The sequence below is a fragment of the Erythrobacter rubeus genome, from assembly GCF_014705715.1.
GTDB classification, from domain to species: domain Bacteria; phylum Pseudomonadota; class Alphaproteobacteria; order Sphingomonadales; family Sphingomonadaceae; genus Erythrobacter; species Erythrobacter rubeus.
The window spans coordinates 1,782,296-1,805,101 of record NZ_JACXLC010000001.1; the positions used below are offsets into that span (position 1 = coordinate 1,782,296).

The 22,806-nt window shown below is 60.0% G+C and carries 24 protein-coding genes; 6 read left to right on the forward strand and 18 right to left on the reverse strand.

What is annotated here, in order from left to right:
• Window positions 1–157 precede the first annotated feature (157 nt).
• Together glmS and IB285_RS08835 are read right to left on the reverse strand one after the other, a co-directional pair.
• On the reverse strand, window positions 158–1,993 hold the full coding sequence (gene glmS, locus IB285_RS08830; protein ID WP_190787822.1) for a glutamine--fructose-6-phosphate transaminase (isomerizing): 1,836 nt from the start codon (window positions 1,991–1,993) through the stop codon (window positions 158–160).
• An 83-nt stretch (window positions 1,994–2,076) separates the two neighbouring features.
• Window positions 2,077–2,991 carry a DMT family transporter gene (locus tag IB285_RS08835; RefSeq protein WP_190787823.1) on the reverse strand — a complete coding sequence of 305 codons (915 nt, stop codon included), beginning with the start codon at window positions 2,989–2,991 and terminating at the stop codon, window positions 2,077–2,079.
• 239 nt (window positions 2,992–3,230) lie between these two features.
• Here IB285_RS08835 and IB285_RS08840 point away from each other — a divergent pair, with 239 nt between their 5' ends.
• Complete coding sequence (locus tag IB285_RS08840) at window positions 3,231–4,763, forward strand: CpaF family protein (protein WP_190787824.1); 1,533 nt, start codon at window positions 3,231–3,233, stop codon at window positions 4,761–4,763.
• Between the two features lie 38 nt (window positions 4,764–4,801).
• On the opposite strand, the gene IB285_RS08845 is transcribed toward IB285_RS08840, so the two are convergent.
• Window positions 4,802–5,047, reverse strand: a complete 246-nt coding sequence (locus IB285_RS08845; RefSeq protein ID WP_190787825.1) for a hypothetical protein — start codon at window positions 5,045–5,047, stop codon at window positions 4,802–4,804.
• Window positions 5,048–5,112: 65 nt separating this feature from the next.
• On the opposite strand from IB285_RS08845, the gene IB285_RS08850 reads away from it, so the two are divergent.
• The 3 genes from IB285_RS08850 to IB285_RS08860 all read left to right on the forward strand — a co-directional run bounded on the left by IB285_RS08850 (window position 5,113) and on the right by IB285_RS08860 (window position 6,472).
• Window positions 5,113–6,060, forward strand: coding sequence for a DMT family transporter (locus IB285_RS08850; RefSeq protein ID WP_190787826.1), 948 nt, complete (start codon window positions 5,113–5,115; stop codon window positions 6,058–6,060).
• Window positions 6,061–6,088: 28 nt separating this feature from the next.
• Window positions 6,089–6,220 carry an entericidin A/B family lipoprotein gene (locus IB285_RS08855; protein WP_190787827.1) on the forward strand — a complete coding sequence of 44 codons (132 nt, stop codon included), beginning with the start codon at window positions 6,089–6,091 and terminating at the stop codon, window positions 6,218–6,220.
• Window positions 6,221–6,340: 120 nt separating this feature from the next.
• Entirely contained in the window at window positions 6,341–6,472 is a 132-nt protein-coding gene (locus IB285_RS08860; protein WP_190787828.1) for an entericidin A/B family lipoprotein, read from the forward strand.
• A gap of 12 nt (window positions 6,473–6,484) precedes the next feature.
• Here the strand turns inward: IB285_RS08860 and IB285_RS08865 are convergent, their stop codons facing one another.
• The 14 genes from IB285_RS08865 to IB285_RS15095 all read right to left on the reverse strand — a co-directional run bounded on the left by IB285_RS08865 (window position 6,485) and on the right by IB285_RS15095 (window position 18,897).
• Complete coding sequence (locus IB285_RS08865; protein ID WP_190787829.1) at window positions 6,485–7,084, reverse strand: DUF938 domain-containing protein; 600 nt, start codon at window positions 7,082–7,084, stop codon at window positions 6,485–6,487.
• 2 nt (window positions 7,085–7,086) lie between these two features.
• Window positions 7,087–8,649, reverse strand: a complete 1,563-nt coding sequence (locus IB285_RS08870) for a long-chain-fatty-acid--CoA ligase (protein WP_190787830.1) — start codon at window positions 8,647–8,649, stop codon at window positions 7,087–7,089.
• 75 nt (window positions 8,650–8,724) lie between these two features.
• Entirely contained in the window at window positions 8,725–9,171 is a 447-nt protein-coding gene (locus tag IB285_RS08875; RefSeq protein ID WP_190787831.1) for an ABA4-like family protein, read from the reverse strand.
• Entirely contained in the window at window positions 9,171–9,929 is a 759-nt protein-coding gene (locus IB285_RS08880; protein ID WP_234033101.1) for an NAD(P)H-binding protein, read from the reverse strand. The genes IB285_RS08875 and IB285_RS08880 overlap by 1 nt, the downstream gene beginning before the upstream one ends.
• Complete coding sequence (locus tag IB285_RS08885; RefSeq protein ID WP_190787832.1) at window positions 9,922–11,118, reverse strand: deoxyguanosinetriphosphate triphosphohydrolase; 1,197 nt, start codon at window positions 11,116–11,118, stop codon at window positions 9,922–9,924. The genes IB285_RS08880 and IB285_RS08885 overlap by 8 nt, the downstream gene beginning before the upstream one ends.
• A gap of 314 nt (window positions 11,119–11,432) precedes the next feature.
• Entirely contained in the window at window positions 11,433–12,137 is a 705-nt protein-coding gene (locus tag IB285_RS08890) for an aspartate/glutamate racemase family protein (protein ID WP_190787833.1), read from the reverse strand.
• Between the two features lie 76 nt (window positions 12,138–12,213).
• On the reverse strand, window positions 12,214–13,200 hold the full coding sequence (locus IB285_RS08895; RefSeq protein ID WP_190787834.1) for an alpha/beta fold hydrolase: 987 nt from the start codon (window positions 13,198–13,200) through the stop codon (window positions 12,214–12,216).
• Complete coding sequence (locus tag IB285_RS08900) at window positions 13,197–14,225, reverse strand: SO2930 family diheme c-type cytochrome (protein WP_190787835.1); 1,029 nt, start codon at window positions 14,223–14,225, stop codon at window positions 13,197–13,199. Before IB285_RS08900 ends, IB285_RS08895 begins: the two co-directional genes overlap by 4 nt.
• The gene (locus IB285_RS08905; protein ID WP_190787836.1) at window positions 14,225–15,427 is read right to left on the reverse strand and encodes a parallel beta-helix domain-containing protein; all 1,203 of its coding nucleotides are present in this window, start codon (window positions 15,425–15,427) and stop codon (window positions 14,225–14,227) included. Before IB285_RS08905 ends, IB285_RS08900 begins: the two co-directional genes overlap by 1 nt.
• Before the next feature lie 100 nt (window positions 15,428–15,527).
• A complete protein-coding gene (locus IB285_RS08910) occupies window positions 15,528–15,887 on the reverse strand; it encodes a hypothetical protein (RefSeq protein ID WP_190787837.1) in 360 nt (119 codons plus the stop codon).
• A 12-nt stretch (window positions 15,888–15,899) separates the two neighbouring features.
• Window positions 15,900–17,345 (reverse strand): NAD(P)(+) transhydrogenase (Re/Si-specific) subunit beta, encoded by a 1,446-nt coding sequence (locus IB285_RS08915; protein WP_190787838.1) that lies wholly within the window; start codon window positions 17,343–17,345, stop codon window positions 15,900–15,902.
• 3 nt (window positions 17,346–17,348) lie between these two features.
• Window positions 17,349–17,630, reverse strand: a complete 282-nt coding sequence (locus tag IB285_RS08920; protein WP_190787839.1) for an NAD(P) transhydrogenase subunit alpha — start codon at window positions 17,628–17,630, stop codon at window positions 17,349–17,351.
• A gap of 3 nt (window positions 17,631–17,633) precedes the next feature.
• Window positions 17,634–18,758 carry an NAD(P) transhydrogenase subunit alpha gene (locus tag IB285_RS08925; protein ID WP_190787840.1) on the reverse strand — a complete coding sequence of 375 codons (1,125 nt, stop codon included), beginning with the start codon at window positions 18,756–18,758 and terminating at the stop codon, window positions 17,634–17,636.
• A gap of 16 nt (window positions 18,759–18,774) precedes the next feature.
• Window positions 18,775–18,897 carry a hypothetical protein gene (locus IB285_RS15095; RefSeq protein WP_268888705.1) on the reverse strand — a complete coding sequence of 41 codons (123 nt, stop codon included), beginning with the start codon at window positions 18,895–18,897 and terminating at the stop codon, window positions 18,775–18,777.
• Window positions 18,898–19,164: 267 nt separating this feature from the next.
• Between IB285_RS15095 and IB285_RS08930 the strand changes: the two genes are divergently transcribed.
• Together IB285_RS08930 and IB285_RS08935 are read left to right on the forward strand one after the other, a co-directional pair.
• A complete protein-coding gene (locus tag IB285_RS08930) occupies window positions 19,165–20,622 on the forward strand; it encodes a sigma-54-dependent transcriptional regulator (RefSeq protein WP_190787841.1) in 1,458 nt (485 codons plus the stop codon).
• Window positions 20,623–20,763: 141 nt separating this feature from the next.
• Window positions 20,764–21,543: an SDR family NAD(P)-dependent oxidoreductase gene (locus tag IB285_RS08935; RefSeq protein ID WP_190787842.1), complete on the forward strand. Its 780-nt coding sequence runs from the start codon at window positions 20,764–20,766 to the stop codon at window positions 21,541–21,543.
• Window positions 21,544–21,549: 6 nt separating this feature from the next.
• Here the strand turns inward: IB285_RS08935 and IB285_RS08940 are convergent, their stop codons facing one another.
• Window positions 21,550–22,716: an alkaline phosphatase D family protein gene (locus IB285_RS08940; RefSeq protein ID WP_190787843.1), complete on the reverse strand. Its 1,167-nt coding sequence runs from the start codon at window positions 22,714–22,716 to the stop codon at window positions 21,550–21,552.
• Window positions 22,717–22,806: the final 90 nt, after the last annotated feature.

Here is a 22,806-nt window from a genome sequence, read left to right on the forward strand (position 1 = left end):
AAATTGCGGAGGGAAGGCGAAAGTATTTCGCCGACGTCTCACGAAAAAATTTAGGCTATTTTACAATGATTTATATTTATCAGGCTCGGTGTAACGATCGCTATTTAGGCGAACTTAACCATGCCCATTACCGAAGCGGTCACCGTGAAAGGAAATCTCACTCGACCGTAACGGATTTCGCGAGGTTCCGTGGCTGGTCCACATCCGTGCCCTTCACCACTGCCACATGATACGCAAGCAGCTGCACCGGGATCGCGTAAACGAGCGGCGCGATCAGGGGATGAACCTTTGGCATTTCGATGGTGGCCATGCAGCCCTCGCCCGCGTCCTTGATGCCCTGAGCATCGGAAATCAGCACCACCTTGCCGCCCCGCGCGCGGACCTCCTCCATGTTGGAAACCGTCTTCTCGAAAAGGGGGCCTGACGGTGCGATGACGACGACCGGTACATCCTCATCGATCAGCGCGATGGGTCCGTGTTTCATCTCGCCCGAAGCATATCCCTCGGCATGGATATAGCTGATTTCCTTGAGTTTTAGTGCACCCTCAAGAGCGAGCGGATAATCCTGGCCGCGGCCAAGATAAAGCACGTCGCGCGCAGGGGCGATCAGGTGCGCCATCGAAGCGATGTCATCGTCGTGATCCAGCGCGGCGTTCAGACATGCGGGCGCTTCCAGCAGGTGCTGAACCACCTCCGTTTCTTTAGCCCGGCTCATCAAACCGCGCTTTACCGCCATGTGCGCCGCAAGAGCGGCAAGCACGGCGAGCTGACAGGTAAAGGCTTTCGTTGACGCCACCCCGATCTCTGGTCCCGCATGGGTCGGCAACAACAAATCGGCTTCGCGCGCCATGGTGCTGGTCGGCACGTTCACGACAACACCGATGGTCTGGCCTTCCTCCTTGCAGTGGCGGAGCGCAGCAAGCGTGTCCGCCGTCTCACCACTTTGAGAGATGAATAGTGCCAATCCGCCATCCTCAAGAACTGGCTCGCGGTAACGAAACTCGCTCGCCACATCGATGTCCACGGGCAGCCGCGCGAATTGCTCGAACCAGTATTTGGCCACGAGGCCGGCGTAATAGGAAGTCCCGCACGCGACGATTGTTAGGCGGCGCACCGATGAGATATCGAAATCGAATTGTGGGAGCGCAACGGAGTAGTCATCGCGGCGCAGGTAGGAGCCGAGCGTCTGCGCCACCACCGTAGGCTGCTCGAAGATCTCCTTCTGCATGAAATGGCGATAATTGCCCTTTTCCGTCGCTGCCGCAGAAGCGCCTGACGTGCGGATTTCACGCGTTACTTCATTACCGTCGAGATCGAATATCTGGGCGCTATCGCGGGTGATGACAGCCCAGTCGCCCTCTTCCAGATAGGAAATACGCTGAGTCAAAGGCGCCAGAGCCAATGCGTCTGAGCCGAGATACATCTCCGGATCTTCGCCTTCGGATCCATAGCCAATCACGAGAGGCGACCCAAGCCGTGCTCCGATAAGCATGTCCGGATGGTCCCGGAACGCAACCGCCAGAGCAAAGGCTCCGCGCAATCTGGGGAGCACGTTCTGAACCGCCTCGGCAGGTTTTTCACCATTTTCGATCCGGCGCGAGATCAAATGCGCGATCACTTCACTGTCTGTCTCGCTTTCGAAGGAATGGCCATCATCGCGCAGCTCGGCACGCAATTCCTTGTAGTTTTCGATGATCCCGTTGTGAACGATCGCCACTTCGCCAGTCGCGTGCGGGTGCGCGTTTTCAGCCGTTGGCGCGCCGTGGGTCGCCCAGCGCGTATGGGCAATGCCGACACTCCCGGGTGCGTCGTTATCGCGCAGCGCGTCGACAAGGTTCGACAGCTTTCCCTTTGCTCTCCGGCGTACGAGCCGCCCATCGTGCAACGTGCAGATACCGGCGCTGTCGTAGCCGCGATACTCCATCCGCTTCAGACCATCGACCAACCGGTCTGAGACAGGCTCACCGCCAACGATTCCGATAATACCGCACATTTGTCGTTCGATTTCCTGCTGATACGAGCGCGAAAGGCCCGACTGAGTGAATAAAGCCCTGGATTTGGGAGCGTTCCTAGCCGCTATCTCCTGAACGACAAATTCCCTGAACCCGAACTGTCTCGCAGTCCATCCCTCCACAGGAATAGTCCAGCCAAAATGATCAATCCTGCCCCGAAAAGCGTCAGCAGATCAGGTCTGTCGCCAAACCACCACCAACCGAGCAAGATTGCGATGAGCATCTGAATATAAATGGCCGGCGCAACCTGCGAGGCTCCCGCCTTCGATGTGCCGATATAGGCGAGCCAGTGGGCACTGGTGGCGGTAAAAGCGACGATGGTGCAGCGAGCGACCACATCCCAGCTTGGCCAGCCGAAATCCAGCTGATCGATTCCTGAAAGCTTTAGTCCGAGGCTCAGGAGTATGAGAATGGGCGCGCAGATCGCTGCCATGAAGACCTGCATCGAGAGCGCGCTACCCTGCCCCGCGCTCGCGCGGTTCGTGATCATCAGCAATGCGAAGAAGATCGCCGACACGAGCGGCAACAACGCGCTCCAGCCCAATTCCGCCAGATTAGGGCGGAGGATGATCGCAACACCTGTGAGCGCCAGCAACGATACCAGATGCACAGACGGCTTGACTCTTTCACCAAGCAGTGGACCAGACAGGACCTGGGTAAGTACGGGGGAGAGGAAGCCAATCGCCAAGGCTTCGGCGAGCGGCATGATATAGATCGCCGAAAAGAAACACACCGAAGCGAGAGCGAGGCAGACTCCGCGCGCTACCTGAAGCCAGGGGCTACGCGGGACGAATGCCCTTACGCCTTCGGTTCGCAGGAGCAGCACCGAAAGCACCGCCGCTCCCATAGAAAACCGCAAGGCAGCCACTGCAAATGGCGGCCATTCTCCCGCCATGCTTTTCACCACACCATCGCCCACGGCTAGGATAGCAAATCCCGCAGCAGCATACGCCAAACCGATACGTTCCTCATGGGTCATGATCGGATGTTGAGCTGGCCGTACATGGTGGCGCCGTGGACCCCGCTTCGTCCAAACGCAAGCGAAAGCGGGCGTAATAAATCAAGGAACCTCCGAAGGTGTGGGTCGACGCGATACGAAGGTCGGGAGTTTAGGAAAAAAATAAGGTTTCCGAATTATTCACCAAACTTCGAGAGGCGCTGTTCGCCGTGATGCGGGCAAGCGCTGTTTTATAAAGTAAGTGGCCTCGGGGGCTTGGAATGAGCGCATTCGGTAAAAAAGGCGGTGCAGGTGGTGCGAAAGCGGGCGGACGCCCGGCATTCGGCGTCGCACGGCCCATGAAGACCGGCAAACCTGCTAGCGATGACGCGAAAGGCGGCGAGCAGTTCCCACCTCTCCCTGAGGAAGGGGAAAAGGCTGAATCTGCTGCCCCCCCGCCAGCCAATTCGAAATCGCAAAGCTCAGCGGAGGCGATGGATCGCCTCGCCGAACGCATGAATGCAACTCACACGCCTGAAGAACAGGGTGGGTTCGAAGCCAGCGTTCACAAGATCAAGGAACAGGTACTCCCACGCCTGCTTGAGCGCGTCGACCCGGAAGCCGCCGCGACGCTGTCCAAGGAAGAGCTGTCGGAAGAATTCCGACCGATTATCATGGAAGTGCTGGCTGAGCTTAAGGTCACACTCAACCGCCGAGAGCAATTCGCCCTCGAAAAGGTTCTGATCGACGAGCTGCTGGGCTTCGGTCCGCTCGAAGAGCTGCTGAACGACCCGGACGTCTCCGATATCATGGTCAACGGTCCCGACCAGACCTACATCGAGAAAAAGGGTAAGCTGACCATCGCACCGATCCGGTTCCGCGACGAACAGCACCTGTTCCAGATTGCCCAGCGCATCGTGAACCAGGTTGGCCGCCGCGTCGACCAGACTACGCCGCTGGCCGACGCCCGCTTGAAAGACGGTTCGCGCGTTAACGTCATCGTCCCGCCGCTCTCACTGCGCGGCACCGCCATATCAATTCGTAAGTTCTCCGAAAAACCGATCACCCTCGACATGCTCAAGGAATTCGGTTCGATGAGCGAGAAGATGTGTACCGCGCTCAAGATCGCGGGCGCATGCCGGATGAACATCGTCATCTCTGGCGGTACGGGCTCGGGTAAAACGACCATGCTCAACGCCCTTTCTAAAATGATCGACCCGGGTGAGCGCGTGCTGACCATCGAGGACGCGGCCGAACTTCGTCTGCAACAGCCGCACTGGCTTCCGCTGGAAACGCGTCCGCCGAACCTTGAAGGGCAAGGCGCAATTACGATCGGTGACCTTGTGAAGAACGCGCTGCGTATGCGTCCTGACCGCATCATCCTGGGTGAGATTCGCGGCGCGGAATGTTTCGACCTTCTCGCCGCCATGAACACCGGCCACGACGGGTCCATGTGTACGCTTCACGCCAACAGCCCGCGCGAATGCCTTGGCCGTATGGAAAACATGATCCTGATGGGCGACATCAAGATCCCAAAGGAAGCCATCAGCCGCCAGATCGCGGAATCGGTCGATCTGATCGTTCAGGTAAAGCGCCTTCGCGACGGTTCGCGTCGCACGACCGACATTACCGAGGTGATCGGGATGGAAGGCGACGTGATCGTCACCCAGAACCTGTTCAAGTTCGAATATCTCGACGAGAGCGAAGATGGCAAGATCCTCGGCGAATTCCGTGCTTCTGGCCTCCGACCCTACACGCTTGAAAAAGCGCGTCAGTACGGGTTCGACCAAGCGTATCTGGAAGCGTGCTTGTGATCTGAAGCGCGCGCGCCTTTCAGCGTGCGCTCACCTTGCTACAGATTCCCGAGAACCACCGGGAGGCTCATTGCGAGCATCCCGCCGCCAATAATCGCGCACAGAACAAACAAGGTGGTCCAGGGCATAAAACCGACCCGCTCAAGCCGATCGACCGAGCGCGCCTTGCTGCGTCGGCGCTCCATGAACGCGCAGAAACCCGCCAGGACCCAGAAAAGTCCTCCCGTCGAGGCCAGCAAAACGGCGTCGCTGGCGAAAGCAAGTTGAGTCAGGAAATCCGTCACAGTCTGGCGATGTAATCGCTCGAAGCGCTTGCGCAATATCGCAAGCTGCCTACAGCGCCCGGTCAATGGATGGATCTGTCGCCCGCCCTCGCCCCCTCCTCGCGCTAGGCGTCAGGCTCGCCACTGCAGCGACGCTGGCAACTATGGCGATGCTGGTAAAACTGGCCGGCACGCGTGGCGTCCATCTGGCAGAGCTGGTGTTCTGGCGTCAGGCGATCACGCTGATCTGCGTCGCCGGATTGCTCGCAACGTGGGGCAGGTTGGCGACAGTGAAAACCAATCGGTTCGGCGCCCACGCTCGCCGCGCGGCATATGGGCTTACCGGCATGTTCTTCGTATACGGCGCTGTGATGCTGCTGCCTCTGCCGGAGGCGACCGCGATCAGTTTCACCGCGCCGTTCTTTGCAGTTCTTATCTCGGTGCTCTTTTTTGGCGAGACCGTAGGGCGTTATCGCTGGGGCGCAGTCGTGTTGGGCTTTGCAGGCGTGCTGCTCATCACTGAACCGAGCTTTCTAGGCGGAGGAAGCGATCTGGTGGACCCCTTCGGCGCGGCAGTCGGTCTGATCGCAGCCGCACTTGTGGCGTTGATCAGTTTCCAGATTCAGGATCTTAACAAGACTGAAAGTCCTTGGAGTATCGTCTTCTGGTTCACCGCCATTACCGCTCCGATATCGGCTCTCGCGGTCCCCTTCGTGATCGCGCCGCACGATCCGATTACCTGGGCGATCATCATTTCAGTCGCGCTGTGCGGCGCGCTCGCGCAGATATTGCTCACCACTTCGCTTAGGTTTGGCTCGGCTGCCGTAATCCTCTTAATGGATTACACCTCGCTACTCTGGGCGACCTGGTACGGTTGGAGTGTCTTCGATCAGGCACCCGGCGCGAATCTCTGGGTCGGCGCACCTCTCATCATTGGTGCAGGTGTGCTGATTGCGTGGCGCGAACGTCAGCTGGCCCGAATAAACGCACTAGCGGACGATGGCAGGGAACCGGAAAGCCTCGCCGATCATTGAAGCGGCGTCATAAATCAAGGAGCTACTCATGATCCGCAAGACCATTATCGCGATTGCGCTCGGTACGATGACCCTCACCGCGGCGGCCTGCAACACCGTGCAAGGCGCTGGTGAAGACATCAGCTCGGTCGGCCGGGCAGGCGAAGAAGCCATCGACTGAATTGCGTAGTGCCAATCGAAAAACGGGGTCAGCCGCGATATGGCGGTTGGCCCCTTTTTCATTGCACATTCACAAGATCCGAGCGATCATAGCCCTTTGGCACTGATAGGCTTCTCACAGATGAAAAATCGGATCGCACGCGCGCTCACTATTACAGCAATCCTGGCAGCCGTCGCCGGATGCAACACTGTCCAGGGTTTGGGCGAAGATATATCGTCCGTCGGCCGTGCGGGCGAAGAAGCCATCGACTGATCGCGCGGGTATTCAGCCGCGACGATAAACCAGCGTCAGATTGTTCGCCGGCATCTCGTGCCGTGCTGTACGGGCAAAGCCGTACTTCTCCGCCAGGGCATCGATATCGCTCACTTTACGGATGCCCCAACGCTCATCGCGCGACTTCAGGCTGAGGTCGAAATCGATGTTCGACTGCGCTGGTTCCACACCGCTTTCGAAGTACGGGCCGTACAAGATAATCGGCGCGCCCTCGCCGCTCAGGATGCGGGAAGCGCCGTCGAACATGCCGGTTGTCGCTGACCACGGGCTGATGTGGACCATGTTGCTGCACAGCACCGCGTCGGCCTCATGCACTTCCCAGCTATCAGGATCGGCAGCGTCAATAATGGTGGGTAGGCGCAAATTCGGCGCACCGTGATCTTCCTCCCAAGCGATGATTGAAGCCAGCGCTTCGGCCTCGTGATCGCTTGGTTGCCAGGCAAGCTTCGGAAAACGACGCGCGAAATACACCGCGTGCTCGCCTGATCCGCTGGCGATCTCCAGAACAACGCCGGAAGTGGGCAATTCCTTCGCCAGCACCTCGGCGATGACCTCTCGATTTCGCTCAGTGGCGGGCGCGTGCTTTTTCACATCTAGCCGACCTGGCGATCCTGTCCCTGCCAATAGGGATCGCGCAGTTGACGGCGCAGGATTTTGCCTGAAGCATTGCGAGGCATCTCCGGTATCACATCAACGCTCTTGGGAGCTTTGAAGGCAGCAATCCGCTCGCGGGTGTAAGCGATGATTTCACCCTCGTCGACTTCCTCACCGGCCTTACAAACCACGCAAGCCTTCACCTCTTCGCCCCATTTTTCGGAAGGCACACCAATCACGGCGACCTCTGCGATAGCGGGGTGGCCGAAGATCGCGTTCTCGACCTCCGCTGGATAGACATTTTCGCCGCCCGAAATGATCATGTCCTTGATACGGTCCTGGATATAGACGTAGTCATCATCGTCCATGATCCCGGCATCGCCTGTATGCAGCCAGCCATCGTCATCGATCGTGCTCGCTGTGGCTTCGGGTAGCTTCCAATACCCGGCGGTGTTGGACGGGGACTTGATGCAGACCTCACCGATCTCTCCGCGAGGGATCTCGTTGTTATCGCTGTCCCTCACCTCGATCTCGACGCCGGGCACAGCCTTGCCAGCCGAGCGCATGCGCTCATTGCCTTCCAGGCTATGATCATCGGGCGGCAGGAGAGAAATCGTACCGCTAGTTTCCGTCATCCCATACGCTTGCAGGAATTTCGCCGTCGGCATCGTCTTGACTGCCTGCTTCAGCAATTCGAGCGGCATCGGCGCTGCGCCATACATCAGGTATTTGAGGTTCGAGAAATCCGTATCGGCAGCTCGAGGATGCTGGACCACCATTTGCAAAGCGGCAGGCACGATGAACATGTGGGTCGCCCCGTTCTCGATCGCTTCGAGCACCCCGACGGGCGTAAATTCGGCCTGAACTTCGCTGCGGATACCGTTGGCTACGGCGATGTTCATGAGGCCGGTCCCGCCGATATGCGCGCATGGCATGGCGATCAGCATGCAATCGCCATCCTCATAGAAGTTCCACTCCAGACCTGCCTCATTTCCCGGATTACGCAGGCCGAGCAGGTTGCCATTGGACAGGAGAGCCCCCTTTGGGTTGCCAGTCGTGCCGGATGTATAGAGCTGCAGGATGGGATCATCGACCGCTGGCGCCTCATAGCTCGCATGTGGCAGCTCCGATGCTGCGCGCCGTGCCGCTTCGGCCTCGATCACCTGCGGCTTTGCCGGAACATCCTGCGACACGTTTTGCGCGGTTTCGACGAACTCATCGCCGCAGAACAGCAGTTTGGCGCCGGTATCGCCGAGGATGTAGGCGATTTCACGCGGAGCGAGCCGCCAGCCGATCGGCACCATCACCGCGCCCATCCGGGCCGCTGCCAGGTAGAGCAGAAAATAGAAATCGTGGTTTTTGCCGAGCCATGCAATCCGGTCGCCCTTCGCAATGCCGCGATCCTTGAGCAGAGTGATGAGGCGCCGCGTCAGATCATCGGTCTGCGCGTAGGTCGTGATCCGCCCATCCTGCTCGAACGCGGTCGCATCGGGGCGCTCCTTCGCCCAGAAATTCAAAATTTCGTCGAACGTGACATGGCTGTGATGAGCATTCTGCTCCATGGCTCTGATCTCTCCCCAATAGTTATTTACGGGGAAGTCTAGGGCAAACAAGCGGCAGCGGTCCAGCGCTTTACGCTACTGAAACCTGCCCCTTGCACGTGCCCGCCGTTCACGGATCAACAACCAGACAAACAGGCCGAGCGGTCCCGCCATGAAGGTCGCCAACAGGATGGGAGCCTGTAGTAAGCGTGAAAAGAATTTCGCGTCCGCGTCGCGCGCGATCCACAGACCGACAAACAGATCGAATGCGAGGTAATGCGTCCAGCCAATTGTCACGCCGACATCGCTCGCAAAGATCGATCGCACGCCCTCGATCGAAGTGAAGTCCGCCCCTCCCTCACCCGCGGGCAGGACGCCTGAAAGCACTGCGATCAGCGTGGCAGCGTAAATGAGGCACAGCAGCCCGACGCCCATGTAGAGCACAGCGGAAAGCAAGGCAGGCCAGCGTGGAAACGCTATGAGGAAGACCCAAGCGATAAGTGCGATGACATTGACGGCGCTGAAGACCAGTCCCCAATCCATCACTCCTCGGGCTCCCGGTCCTTCTCGACCTTGGCGCGCCATTCTCGCGCAGCACGTTTCATGGCATCGAGATCATGTGTGAAGCGCCCCTGCGCGCGGCGCATGGCGAGGCCGAGCGCCGCCTCTGCGACCAGATCGGACTTCACCGAATGATACATTCCGTATTTCGCCGGAAGCATGGGTTCGACCAATGGCGCGACAGTCATCGCAGCCTTCTCGGCAAAGCGGAAATCGTTCTCGCGCGATCCGCGCAGCAAGCCCGGACGCAGGATATCGAGCCGTTTGAAACCGACTTTCGAAACGAGCTGCTCGGTCTCGCCCTTAACCCGCATATAGAGGTTCTTGGATCCCGGGTTGGCACCCGCGGCGCTGATGAGGACCATATTGAGCACGCCGGCTTCGCGCGCAGCCTCGGCCGTTTGCAAGATCAGGTCCTGATCGACCGCACGAAACGCTTCCTCGTCGCGGCCAGCCTTTTTCCACGTCGTGCCGAGCGCGCAGATGAACGAGCGCGGCTTAATAGCCTCGAACACCTCGCCCCATTTTGCGGGATCCGCAACGAACATCTCCATCCGTGCGCCGTCCGGCAGGGTGATTTCGCGGCGGGCAATGCCTACGATCCGGACCTGATCGGTCTCGCTGGAAATCTCGATGACGCGCCGACCGATCAGACCGGTCGCGCCGACCATACCAATCCGCTCCGGTGCCTTGCGGCCCATTGTCCTGTCCGCTTGCCGGGCGCTCCTGAGGTTAGACATTGCTCAATCCCTGCGGTTGTTCGCCGTATATCCTAGCACAGGCTTGCATTGCAAAACTGTCGCTCATTCCGGCGATGAAATCGGCAATCATGCGAGAACGCTGAGGTTCACCGTTTGGAAGACGCGCTTGCCAATCTTCAGGTATCAGCCGCTCATCCTGCGAATACGCAGCGAACAACCGCGCAATTACATCGCGAGCGCGCTGCGCGGCTTCGACCTGCTCGGGATGATAATAGAGTTTCCGATACATGAAGCGTTTCAACGCCCGCTCTTGCTCGGCCATGTGCGGCGAAAAACCACCGATCTGGCGGCCTGCATTCCTGACGTCGTCCACCGAGCCCATCCCTTCAGCCTGCTCGCGCGTGTGCTCGATGACATCGTTCACCATTATTCCGATCTGATCGCGAACAAGTTCGCGAAGCAGTCGGTCGCGCGGCGCATTCGGAAAACGTCTTTCTACAGCGCGCCATTGTTCGGCCAGAAAGTCGAGCTCCATGAGGTCGTCGAGGCCAAGGAACCCCGCCCGCAACCCGTCGTCGATATCGTGGTTATCGTAGGCGATATCATCGGAAACGGCAGCAATTTGCGCCTCCAAAGACGGCCAAGTTCGCAGATCCAGCGGGAAAGCACCATCAAGCTCGGCAAGCGCCCAGTTTGGAGCTTCGACCGGCCCGTTGTGTTTGGCCAGCCCTTCAAGCAAATCCCAAGTCAGATTGAGCCCGTCGTGCGAAGGATACGGGCTTTCGATCCGCATGACCGTACGCAGCGCCTGTGCGTTATGGCAGAAACCGCCGTATCGGCTCATCGCCTCCGACAGCGCATCCTCCCCGGCGTGACCGAAAGGTGGGTGACCAAGATCATGCGCGAGGCAAAGCCCTTCTGTAAGGTCTTCGTCCAGCGCAAGCGCGCGCGCGAGAACGCGTCCGATCTGGGCAACTTCGAGGCTGTGCGTCAACCGAGTGCGATAGTGATCTCCGTCCGGCGCGATGAACACCTGTGTTTTCGATTTGAGACGCCTGAAGCTCATCGAATGGATGATGCGGTCCCGGTCTCGCTGAAACTCGCTCCGCGGCCCCCTTGACTCCGCTCTGGCTTGAGTTCCCGATCCAGCTTCGCCCACGCGGCGAGCAACGTCGAACTCGCGCCCGCGTGTTTGCGCAGGGTCGGCAGCATATGGAGCGCGGGTCATCACGCATCAGCGATTAGGTCAGCGCGGGCAACGGCTCAACGGGAACAGAACGGCAACCTCAAATGATTGCCGTGGACAGCAACCGGTTCGCCGACGCCGCACTGAATTGTCGTTGGAAGGAGCGGGACCGCTCTCCGGGTGTATTGGGGGGTGAAGAGCGGTCCCGAGGACCTCAGGCGACCCGAGGACCCAGAATTTGCATGTTGTGCTATCATGACAAACTCAACACTGCGCCTAGGCGCGGGTGATGCACATTGCATCCAGTGTTAGGCGATGCTGAGCCGGACCGTGGCTTGAAAGCGATGAAGCGCCCGCTAGTCCACCAGCTCCTGCTCGAGAATCCAATCTGCTGCAGCCTGGCAATGGATCCGCGTGGAATCGAAGACGGGCAAGACATTCGCGTCGACGTCGACGATTAAATCAAGCTCGGTGCAGGCAAGCACGATGGAATCGGCTCCATCCTGCGCCTTGGTAGTGATGATCGTTCTTAGTTGACGCTCGGCGTCCCTGGTGACTTTCCCCACCATCAGCTCATCGTAAATGATGCGGTTCAGCGTCTCGACGTTTTTCATGTTAGGCGGCAGAAGATCAATTCCATGTGACACCAATCGCTTCCGGTAAAAGCTTTCCGTCATCACATTGCGAGTGCCGAGAAGCGCTGCGTTCTTGTGACCGGCTGCCTTCAGCGCGAGACCTACGTGCTCGGCGATGTGCAGGATCGGTATATCGACCTGCGCCGCGACTTCGTCGTAGAGCTTGTGCATCGAATTTGCGCCGATGATCAGCGCTTTCGCGCCAGCGTCTTCGAGACGTTTGGCGCTGCGGCCAAGAACGCCTGCGGCGCGTTTCCAGTCTTTGTCATCCTGCAGGCCGTAAAGCTCGCAAAAGTCAAGGCTTTCGATCAGCAGCGGCGCGCTGGCCATCGGCGCAGAGCGCTTTTGCACGAGCCTGTTGATCCGCTCGTAATAGATGCCTGTCGACACCCAGCTCATTCCGCCGATAAGTCCCAGTTTGCGCAAATTCAGTTCCTTGAATTGGATCAGAAGCGATAGAACGATCTAACGCCAAACTTGATCCTGCGTCCATATCACGAGGTTAATTCTCGGTCGGTTCCTCATCGCCCGTGGCGGTGACAGCGGCCAGCCATTCACGGACATCCGCCAAGGTCGCCTCTGGAGCCTCTTTCTGCGGAAGGTGACCGATGTTCGGGTAGGTGATGAGCCGGCTGTTGGGCATTGTTCGATCGAGCCATTCACCCGCTTCGACCGGGATCAGGCGGTCTTCGGTGCCCCACAGGATCAGCGTCGGCGCGGTAATCCCGGCGATTTCGCCCTCCGCCAGTGGGTCGTATTCCGTCGCGAAACGCCGCATCGTCGCGCGGCGGTTGCCGGGATAGCGCAGCAGTTCCCAATAACGATTGACCATTGACTCGGTAACGACTGCCGGATCGGCGACCGATTGTTCGAGCGACTGCTGGATCAGGCTGCGCGGCGTAATCTGCTCTGCGACACTGTTAAGGATTGGGGTGCGGGCAATGGTAAACCCGATATTGCCGCTGTCTTCCTCATCATCGCGACGCATGACAGGGCCACCGCTCGCGTCGACGAGGATGAGCCCGCCAACCTTCTCAGGATAGGCAGCGGCGAAGGCAAGCGCGTGCTTACCGCCCATAGAGTTGCCGCCGATGATAAAGCGATCGAGCCCGAGCGCCGATGTTAACGCCCGGATATCGTCGGTAAAATTGGCTCTGCTGTAATCATCGTTCGGATCCGCACCGGTGAGGCCATGCCCGACCTGATCGAAGCGGACGACACGGTATTCCTGCTTTAGTCCGTCAGCCCATTCATCCCATGTCCGCAGGTCCGAATTCGAGCCATGCAGAAGGACGATAGCGGGGGCATCGCGCGGCCCCTCATCGCGGACATGCGCAATGACGCCATCCCCGATCTGCACGAACTGAGATGGGGCGTTCCCGTATTTCGCCCGCATTTCCACGAGGTCGGTATCGGGGGTTCTGAAGATGAAGAATGCGATTACGACCAGCGCGATCAGCGCCAGAACTACCCGAAGCGGCCATTTCATTGTGTGATTTCTGCCCCGTCCATTTGATCGATCCACCGGCTTACGACTTCGACGCCATCGGGATCGATGATTGATCTGCCGAGTTCGGGCATGGCAATGCCAGGCTCTGCAGAATTCATCCGGTAGACCAGGATCGACGCATCAGGATCGCCCGGAGCGATCGAAATCGCATGCCCGCCTGCACCCCGTCCGGCCGCCACTGGAGGCTTCCACACACCCAGAGCGTAGAGATCATCCTGCTCCCAACGAAGGTCGAGCCCTGAATTGGACGCTCCCCCGCCGGGTTGATGGCAATGCGCGCAATTCACGTCGAGATAGGCACGGGCGAGGCTTGCGGTGTTCCCCTCAGCACGTTCATCCCAATCAGGAAGGATATCGGCGCCCTGCGGGACAGCGGCCAAGTGACCTGCGCCGACCATATCGGAGAGCCATTCAGCAGAGAGATTTCGCGCTTTCGGACCGATTGGAATGACTTCGCCATCCTTGCTATGGCACGCTTTGCACTGGTTCTTGTTGGGAATGCGGTAGCTGATTTCCTCGCCAACCGGCGTAGTAATGGGCACGCGCGCGCCCGCCAGCGCAAGGCGCGCCTCGGTCTGCTCCTCATTCCAGCGATAGGGCAGCGCAAGCCAGCCGTCCGCGCGGTGCAGCAGGACGCGGGTCTCGATGAGCTGACGCTCGTCTCCTTCCCCGAAAGCGAACGTTTTTATGATCGCGCTTCCGACCGGGAATTGCAGCAGCCCTTCGCCGTCAGGCTCGATCGCGGTGCCATCGGGTACATACACGAAGCGAAGTTTGTCGGCCCCGTCGGAGAACAGCGGCGTGTTGAGTTCGTAGGGGACTACGCCAAGGGTGGGAATCTGCGCGTCTGCGTGAATGAAAAACCCGAATTCCTCCAGCGTGCGCGGATAGCCATCTTGCTGGATCGCCGCGTCGGAAACGGTCGGCGCGACAAGCCGCGCTTCGGCGACCACCGCCCCGGCCAGCGCCGCAGCTGCAACCAGAAGAAGCCCCGACCCCCGCATTACAGGCGCTCTTCAAGCTCCGCCGGCGCGCCCACGCTGCTCATATCCCATTCGATCCCGGCATCGGGCGCCTGGAACGGAGCGGGCTGAGCACTTTCGATGCCCTGCCCCTGCTCGGTCAGGCCCAGGGTCCACCCCGCGGTCCCATCGGTCACCGCAACCGCCGGCATTCCGTCGGAATCGGACAAGCCATCCCACAGCAGAGGGGGAAGCGATCCCCCAAACGCTTGAACGAGCTGCTCACCGCCCTCGAAGTCCGGCTCATCACCAACATCGTCCGCCACGTTTTCGCCAATCACGACATTGCGCGGATACGGATTGTAGCGCTCGTCATCGAAAGCCTGCGTGTAAGCCACCACCATGAAAGCGGCGGTGGGGTTCTCGCTCACGACGTTCCGCGTCACCATGACGTTCTCATTGGCCATCACCATAATCCCGGTACCGCGCTTTACCCCGGCGACGATATTGCCCGGAGGCGCGAAGTTCGGCGTCGTATTGCCTGCGACGAGGTTTTCTCGAACGACGACATTTCCGCCGCCCATCACGGGAAGGCCGGGCAGGTCGAAGACAAGGATCCCACCGGTGTTGAGCCTCGCGATGTTATGCTCGACCAGAGCGTCCCGGCTGTTTTCGATCTCGATCCCGGCGACATTGTTCTCCGCGATCGAATTGCGCACCGTGATCTTGCTCGATTGCCCGACATAAATGCCCGCATCCGACGCGCCCGACACGATGACACCGTCGACAAGCACTCCGGTGCTCTCGACCGGGTAGATCGCATAGGCACCGTTCGATGGATCGGGGCCGTTGGTCCAGGTTACCTTGATCTGGGTGTAGACGATGTTGTCCGCGCCTTTCGACTTGATCCCATCGCCTTTGGGATTTTCCATCGCAAAATCGCGCAGGGTGACGTTGTCGCTCGTCACCAGCAGCCCCTCGCCCGAACCGGCCTGCTGCGTGAAGTCGAGAATGGTATCTTCCATTCCCGATCCCCTGACGATCACTCCATCGATATCGAGGCTGAGGCCATCGGTGAGTTCATACCGGCCTGCCTCCAGAACGATCTCGTCGCCCGGCTCCGCCAGGATCAGCGCCTCTTGCAAACGTTCCTGTGCGCCTTCGCCCGGCGACACGGTGTGGGTTTCGGCGAATACAGGCGCCGTGCCGCACAGCGCCAAAGCGGCAATCGTCAATCTGAACATGAATGTCTCCCTATCCCGAAGCCATTCTGCCGCAAGCCACCGGGAATGCAAGAGCGCTCGGCCTTGAGAATACGCGGAGGCCCGCGGCCAGCGGAGAGTTTTAGCGGCCTTGCAAAAGGAGCTCAAAGCCGCACCCGCCCGCAACCGTAACCACGGCTTCGAGCGCTTCGCGGTCATCGACCCGCCTGAGCCTTGCCATCGCCTCGCCCGTCGATAGCGGGATGGTGTTCTCACCATCCTGCGGCGCAGCGCGTTCAAGCTTGCGTAATTGATCGATGCTTAGGCGATCGACCAGGCGCGGTGCCATGCATGCCGCCATGGGCGCAGGTACTTGGTTGGCGAGCAGAGCTTCTTCCACACGGGTTTCCGTCACCTGCTCGATCAAACCACCATCGCGCAGCAGAAACCACGCGCCGATGCCGATCAGGAACACGACCAGCAGAATGACAATGTTGCGCATGACTTGCGAACCCTAATCGAGCGCTTTGACGATTTCCTCGACCATCTTTTTCGCATCCGAGAGCAGCATGACGGTTTGGTCCATGTAGAACACATCGTTGTCGACCCCGGCATATCCGACTCCGCCCATCGACCTCTTGATGAAGAAGACCTGCTTGGCCTTGTCGACATCGAACACCGGCATTCCGTAGATCGGCGAGGATTTGTCGGTCTTCGCTGCCGGGTTCACCACATCGTTCGCCCCGATGATGAAGGCGACATCCGCCTGAGCGAATTCGGAGTTGATGTCCTCAAGCTCGAAAACCTTGTCGTAATCGACGCTGGCCTCTGCCAGCAGAACGTTCATGTGACCCGGCATGCGCCCGGCCACCGGATGGATCGCAAACTTAACTTCGGTTCCGTTCTCCTCAAGCACATCGCTCATCTCACGCAATGCATGCTGGGCCTGCGCTACCGCCATGCCGTAACCCGGGATGATGATGACCTTCTCGGCCTGCTCCAGCATGTAGGCTGCGTCTTCGGCGCTGCCCTGCTTGTAAGGGCGCTGCTCGCGAGGCTCCCCGCTTCCGCCGCTATCGTCCGCGCCGAATCCGCCGGCGATCACGCTGATGAAGCTGCGATTCATCGCGCGGCACATGATGTAAGACAGGATCGCGCCCGATGAACCGACAAGCGCCCCAGTAATAATCATCGCGGTGTTGCCGAGCGTGAAGCCCATCGCTGCCGCCGCCCAGCCGGAATAGCTGTTCAGCATCGACACGACGACCGGCATGTCCGCTCCGCCGATTGGGATGATCAGCAGGGATCCGATGGCGAAGGCGAGCACCGTCACGGCGACGATGAAAGGCAATGTCGCCGCAGGACCGGTCGCCGCCGCGAACAGCCCGGTCAGCACGATGATCGCCGCCAGCGTGCCCAGATTGATGATGTGGCGTCCTGGCAAGAGGATGGGAGAGCCGCTCATCTTGCCCGAAAGCTTGGCAAAGGCGATGACGGATCCTGAGAAGGTGATGGCACCGATGGCGATGCCAAGACCCATTTCGACCTTGCTGACAGGCGAGATCGCGCCGTCGACCAGCAGGCCGAAGGCGCCCGGATTGAGATACGCTGCCCAACCGACGAGCACGGCAGCCAAACCGACCAGCGAGTGAAATCCGGCCACCAGTTCCGGCATAGCCGTCATGGCAATGCGGCGGGCGATGGTAAACCCGATCAGGCCGCCGATAGCGATCGCAATACCGATTTCGACAATGTTAGCGATGTCATGCGTCACCAGCGTCGTCGCCACCGCGATCAGCATGCCGATGATGCCGTTGCGGTTGCCAGCGCGTGAGGTGGCAGGGCTCGATAGTCCGCGCAGCGCAAGGATGAAGAACACGCCCGAGACGAGATAGGCGAGAGGAACCCATGCGGGGGTCGCGGCGGCGTCTGCTGCGCCTGCAAGGACGGAGAAGGTCATCTTTTACTTCTCCTTTTTCTTGTACATGGCCAGCATCCGCTCGGTCACTGCGAAACCGCCGAAGATGTTGATGCTGGCGAGCACAACACCTGCCAGCCCCAGATACTTGGCTGTCGGGCTGCCCGCCTCAGCCGCCGCAATCAGCGCGCCGACGATGATGACGGAGGAAATCGCATTGGTCACCGCCATCAGCGGCGTGTGAAGCGCGGGCGTGACCGACCAGACCACGTAATATCCGACGAAACACGCCAGCACGAAGATCGATAGGATCGAGATGAAGTCCATGGATCAGGCCCCCTTCAGCCGCTCGTTCACAACCGACCCGCCTTTCGTCAGACGGATCGCATCGCCGATCTCTTCGTCGAGTTCGGGCTTGCCCGTCGCCTTGTCCCAAAAGGCCGAAAGGAAGTTGAAGTGGTTGCGCGCAAACAGCGCCGATGCGTCGGCGGCGAGGTGCGCGGGTGTGTTGGCATAGCCGATGATCGTGACGCCGTGCCGCACGACCATATCGTCAGGCACGGAGCCCTCCACGTTCCCGCCCTGCGCAACCGCGAGGTCGTATATCACGCTGCCTGGTTGCATGGTCGCGATCTGTTCGTCCGTGATCAGACGAGGTGCTGCGCGGCCGGGAATGAGCGCGGTGGTGATCACGATATCCTGCTTGGCGATATGCTCGGAGACGAGCTTTGCCTGAGCGGCCTTGTACTCTTCGCTCATCTCGGTGGCGTAGCCGCCCGAACCTTCCCCTTCGATCCCCTCGACATCCTCGACGAAAATCGCTTTTGCACCGAGGCTTTCGATCTGCTCTTTGGTGGCGGAACGGACATCGGTTGCGGAAACCTGAGCGCCGAGCCGCTTGGCCGTGGCGATCGCCTGAAGGCCCGCCACGCCGACACCCATGACGAAGCATTTTGCCGCTTTCACCGTTCCCGCCGCGGTCATCATCATCGGAAATGCCCGGCCGAAAGTGTCGGCAGCGGTGAGGACCGCCTTGTATCCTGAGAGGTTCGATTGGCTCGACAGCACGTCCATGCTCTGCGCCCGGGTGATGCGCGGCATGAATTCCATCGACAAGGCCTCCAGCCCCGCCTTGGCATAGGCGTCGACCAGATCGCCATTGGTGAACGGATCGAACAAAGCCGCCACCCGGGCGCCCGATTTCGCCCCTTCGAGCACGGCCGTCTCCGGAGCCCGGATACCGAGCACGATGTCGGCATCCTTCACGCACGTCGCCGCATCGCCGATGGTCGCGCCGGCTTCCGCATAGGCATCGTCCGGGATCGATGCGCCGCCCCCGGCGCCGGTTTCCACTGCGAAATCATTGCCTAGCGCAATGAATTTCTTGACCGTTTCAGGCGTAGCGGCAACGCGCGTTTCGCCTGCGGCGCGCTCTTTAAGGACAGCAATTTTCACGTGGCGGTGTCTGCCTTCAATCAGCGATAAGCGTAATTACGAAAAGTGTTATGATCGCGATGACCGGAACAGCCCATTTCAGCGTGCTCATAAAGCCGCTGTAAGTCTGGCGTGCCTTGTCCATATCGTGCGAAGCCATGGCTCTGGTATCCCCTTGGATGCTTAACGTCGAAATCGGCAAAAGGTGCCGATGCCTGCTGGATATTGCCCGTATCGCGGAGTGCCGCTGCACTCAAGTCCGCTCTGCCGAGAGAGGCGGGATGAGAGGGGTCGACGCAAAAATCGGATAAAATCCCGTCCGCGCCGCGTCAGCCTTAATTCGGTCTTTACCTCAAGCCCGTAATCCTACCCCACGTTTCACCCCGGGACGGTTTCCGGGGAGTGTGGAGGATTCGCGGCTCAACCTATGTCGGATAGCGATTCGCACCTCGAAAACCCGCCGGTTGCGGTGGCCGATACGCGTCTCGTGATGCTGATCGACGATGAGCCTGCGCAAAGCAGGTTGATATCGGCTATCGCCGCGCGCGATGGCTGGCGCACGGTCGTGGCCGCCGACGGCGAATCCGCGATCGCCATGCTGGGCACCCGCGATGGGATGCAATTATCCGCCATTCTGCTCGATCAATGGGTGCCCGGCGATGATGCCTGCGCCTTGATCGAAGAACTGAAGCGCCGCCGCCCCACCCTTCCGATCCTCATGCTGACGACCAGTGCTTCTCCGCTGCTCGCGGTCGAGGCGATGCGCGCGGGCGCAAGCGATTACCTCGTCAAACCCGTTTCTCCCGACCGTCTGATGGAAGCGCTGCGGAGTGTGACTACGCGCGAAGCGCCCCAGGATGAACTCGCCCCGCTGACTGAGAAGATGTCCGCGACACTCGATTTCGATGCGATGATCGGCACTGCGCCGAAATTCCGCACCGCGCTTGCCCAAGCGGCGAAGGCTGCACGCGGTCACGGCCATGCGCTGATCGAAGGCGAAAGCGGCACGGGCAAGGAAATGCTGATGCGCGCCATGCACGCAGCCAGCCCGCGGGCGAAGGAAACGCTGCGCTTCATAAATGCTGCGAGCGTAACGCCCAATTCGATGGAATCGGTGCTGTTCGGGCATGAGCCCAACGCCTTTCCCGGCGCATTCGATCGGCAAATCGGTGCATTGCAGCAATGCGACGGCGGAACGCTTGTGCTGGACGAAGTCGACCGATTGACGCCCGACGTTCAGAACCGCCTCGCCGAAGCGCTCGAGAGCGGCATCGTTCGGCCTATTGGCGCCGCGCATGGTTTCCGCGTCGATGTCCGCTTGCTTGTCGCAAGCAACATCACGCTGTCCGCTCTGGTGGACGCGGGTCATTTCGACGCCGCACTTGCAGCGAAGCTTTCCGGCACGCGCATAGTGCTGCCGCCTCTACGCGAACGCACCGGGGATATAGCCGCTCTGACCCGTCATTTCCTCGGCCGCATCGGCGAGCAACCCGGCCTTAAACACCTTTCGGTGTCCGACAGCGCGCTCGCATTGCTCGCCGCATATGAATGGCCGGGCAATGTCCGCCAACTACAATCCGTGCTGTTCCGCGCAGCGGTCTATTGCGAAGGCAACACGCTGACCGAAGACAGCTTCCCGCAGCTGTCCGAAATGCTTGGCGACATCGAAAGCGATCCGCTTGCGAGCTCGCACGATGGGATGGGCGTGATGCTGTACACCGAAGACGGCAATCTGCGCCCGCTCGAGGAAATAGAGGCCGATGTCATTCGCCTCGCCATCGGGCACTACCGGGGACGCATGACCGAGGTTGCCCGCCGTCTCGGCATCGGTCGCTCGACCCTTTACCGCAAGCTCTCCGACCTAGGAATCGACAACGCCGCTTGATCGGATTTTCGGACTGACCTAAGGAGCCGAAAGTCAATTCGAGGAGCAAGTCAGGTGACCAAGAGCGACCGTTAAGGCGGACATATCCCAGCTCCGGACCTTCACGAGTCCGTTATCCAACCTGAATTTCGAGGTATCCTCATGTCTAAATTGTCACAGGCGCGCTGCGTCGTCACTGGTGCTGCGCGCGGCATCGGCGAGGCCATCTGCAAGTCGTTCGTCGCCGAAGGCGCCGATGTCATCCTCACCGATATCGACCGCGAACAGGGCGAAGCCGCAGCGAAGGCTCTCGGCTGTACATTCCGCGAGCTCGACGTGCGTAGCGAAGGCGATTGGGCCAAATTCGAAGCCGAGTTTCCTGCCATCGACGTGCTCGTCAACAATGCCGGCATCACTGGCTTCGAAGACGGACCGCGTCCGCACGATCCCGAGAATGCCTCGCTTGAGGACTGGCATGCTGTTCATGCAGTCAACACCGATGGAACGTTTCTCGGCTGTCGGTATGCACTGCGGGCGATGAAGGCGAAAGGCACCGGCTCGATCATAAACATGTCCTCCCGCTCGGGCCTGGTGGGCATCCCCGGAGCGGCCGCGTACGCGGCGAGCAAAGCGGCGATCCGCAATCACAGCAAGTCCGTCGCCCTCTACGCCGCGCAGCAGGGATGGTCGATCCGCTGCAATTCGGTGCACCCCGCAGCCATTCTTACGCCCATGTGGGAGCCAATGCTCGGAGATGGCCCGGAGCGGGAGGCGAACATGGCGGCGTTGGTGGCGGACACGCCGCTGAAACGTTTCGGCACTGTGGAGGAGGTCGCTGCCACCTGCGTGTTCCTCGCAAGCGATGACAGCGCGTACATGACCGGCGCAGAGCTTACGCTGGATGGCGGGCTGCTAGCCGGGAGTGCAGCATCTCCCGGCTAGCGAGGATCAAAAGCTGATGGTGCGCGTCACCCGAACCTCGCCTTCGCTTCCGCGCAGGCTCGTGGTGAAGGTGCGCGCATCCCAGTCGATTTCGACAAGTCCGAAGTTTTCTTCCGAGATGAAATCGGTAAGCCGCTTGGGATCGGGTTCGCGCGCGGTGTTCCGCTCGGTCGAGGAGAAGGAGTAATTAAGCGATGAGCTGGTCAGCTCCCAGATTTGCTCTCCGTCTGCTGCCTCGGGTGTGTCGGAGTAGATGCCGCCTGCATGACGGTCGCCCGATAGCAGCACCATGCCGCTGTCTTCTCGTGCGGCCAGTAACTCGTACAGCTTCGCGCGTTCCAGCGGGAGCGCCTCCCAGCTTTCGTAATTGTGCGCGTCGGTGATGACCTGAATGGAGGACACGATCACGCGCAGGTCTGCAGGTTTGGCAAGCTCCTGTTCAAGCCACTCCCACTGCGCTCCGCCGAGCATCGTCTTGGCAGCGTCTTCGCTCGGCACATAGGGACCGAGCGGCGGGCGCTCCGGCGTGTATTCCATCATTGCCAGGTCGGAGCGGAAGAAACGCGTGTCCAGCATGATCACCTGCGTGAGCCTGCCATCGGTGCCGAATGTACGGCTTTCATAGATGCCTGGACGCGATTTCACTTCGTCGGATGCTCCCCAGAACGTCTCGAAAATCGTCTCGGACCAATCGCGGTAGGTGAAACTTGCCCCGCCATCGTTGAACCCGAAATCGTGATCGTCCCAGGTGATCATCATCGGGATTTGCGAGCGAAACGCAGTCAGTTCGGGCGTCTGTGCCTGTGTCTGATAAGCTTGGCGTAAAGTCGTCAGCGCAGCATCGCCATCCCAGCCCTGATCACCGTAATTGTTATCCCCGATGAAGAGGAACAGCTCAGGATTTGTCGCGGCGATTTGCGCCCACATATGCTGCGAGCGGGACTGATGATTGCAGCTCCCGAAGGCGAGGCGGGTGATGACCGTTTCCGGCGCAATCCCGGCATTCGGCGGTGCGACCGGCAGTTCGATTTGCTGCTGAAGCTTCTCGTAATAGGGCTGGAGGAGTTCCTCTGCGCTAAGCGGAACCTGTGCATCATGCTGGTCGGCAGTGGCTGGCCCTGCAGCCAGGGCCGCGGCGGCAGTTGTAAGAGCGAAAAGCGAAAGTCGGCGCATGGGCGAGTCCCCCCTAGGTTGTGCTGCGGGTCTGATTGCACATCCCATGGGATCAAACCATTACGCTATCGCGACTTTCGCCCAACTCTC

Excerpts from the sequence above, each read along its gene's own strand:
- glmS (WP_190787822.1), bottom strand. The coding sequence starts at position 1,993 with ATGTGCGGTATTATCGGAATCGTTGGCGGTGAGCCTGTCTCAGACCGG.
- IB285_RS08835 (WP_190787823.1), bottom strand. The coding sequence starts at position 2,991 with ATGACCCATGAGGAACGTATCGGTTTGGCGTATGCTGCTGCGGGATTT.
- IB285_RS08840 (WP_190787824.1), top strand. The coding sequence starts at position 3,231 with ATGAGCGCATTCGGTAAAAAAGGCGGTGCAGGTGGTGCGAAAGCGGGC.
- IB285_RS08850 (WP_190787826.1), top strand. The coding sequence starts at position 5,113 with ATGGATGGATCTGTCGCCCGCCCTCGCCCCCTCCTCGCGCTAGGCGTC.
- IB285_RS08855 (WP_190787827.1), top strand. The coding sequence starts at position 6,089 with ATGATCCGCAAGACCATTATCGCGATTGCGCTCGGTACGATGACCCTC.
- IB285_RS08860 (WP_190787828.1), top strand. The coding sequence starts at position 6,341 with ATGAAAAATCGGATCGCACGCGCGCTCACTATTACAGCAATCCTGGCA.
- IB285_RS08870 (WP_190787830.1), bottom strand. The coding sequence starts at position 8,649 with ATGGAGCAGAATGCTCATCACAGCCATGTCACGTTCGACGAAATTTTG.
- IB285_RS08875 (WP_190787831.1), bottom strand. The coding sequence starts at position 9,171 with ATGGATTGGGGACTGGTCTTCAGCGCCGTCAATGTCATCGCACTTATC.
- IB285_RS08880 (WP_234033101.1), bottom strand. The coding sequence starts at position 9,929 with ATGTCTAACCTCAGGAGCGCCCGGCAAGCGGACAGGACAATGGGCCGC.
- IB285_RS08885 (WP_190787832.1), bottom strand. The coding sequence starts at position 11,118 with ATGACCCGCGCTCCATATGCTGCCGACCCTGCGCAAACACGCGGGCGC.
- IB285_RS08895 (WP_190787834.1), bottom strand. The coding sequence starts at position 13,200 with ATGAAATGGCCGCTTCGGGTAGTTCTGGCGCTGATCGCGCTGGTCGTA.
- IB285_RS08900 (WP_190787835.1), bottom strand. The coding sequence starts at position 14,225 with ATGCGGGGGTCGGGGCTTCTTCTGGTTGCAGCTGCGGCGCTGGCCGGG.
- IB285_RS08905 (WP_190787836.1), bottom strand. The coding sequence starts at position 15,427 with ATGTTCAGATTGACGATTGCCGCTTTGGCGCTGTGCGGCACGGCGCCT.
- IB285_RS08910 (WP_190787837.1), bottom strand. The coding sequence starts at position 15,887 with ATGCGCAACATTGTCATTCTGCTGGTCGTGTTCCTGATCGGCATCGGC.
- IB285_RS08915 (WP_190787838.1), bottom strand. The coding sequence starts at position 17,345 with ATGACCTTCTCCGTCCTTGCAGGCGCAGCAGACGCCGCCGCGACCCCC.
- IB285_RS08920 (WP_190787839.1), bottom strand. The coding sequence starts at position 17,630 with ATGGACTTCATCTCGATCCTATCGATCTTCGTGCTGGCGTGTTTCGTC.
- IB285_RS15095 (WP_268888705.1), bottom strand. The coding sequence starts at position 18,897 with ATGGCTTCGCACGATATGGACAAGGCACGCCAGACTTACAGCGGCTTT.
- IB285_RS08930 (WP_190787841.1), top strand. The coding sequence starts at position 19,165 with ATGTCGGATAGCGATTCGCACCTCGAAAACCCGCCGGTTGCGGTGGCC.
- IB285_RS08935 (WP_190787842.1), top strand. The coding sequence starts at position 20,764 with ATGTCTAAATTGTCACAGGCGCGCTGCGTCGTCACTGGTGCTGCGCGC.
- IB285_RS08940 (WP_190787843.1), bottom strand. The coding sequence starts at position 22,716 with ATGCGCCGACTTTCGCTTTTCGCTCTTACAACTGCCGCCGCGGCCCTG.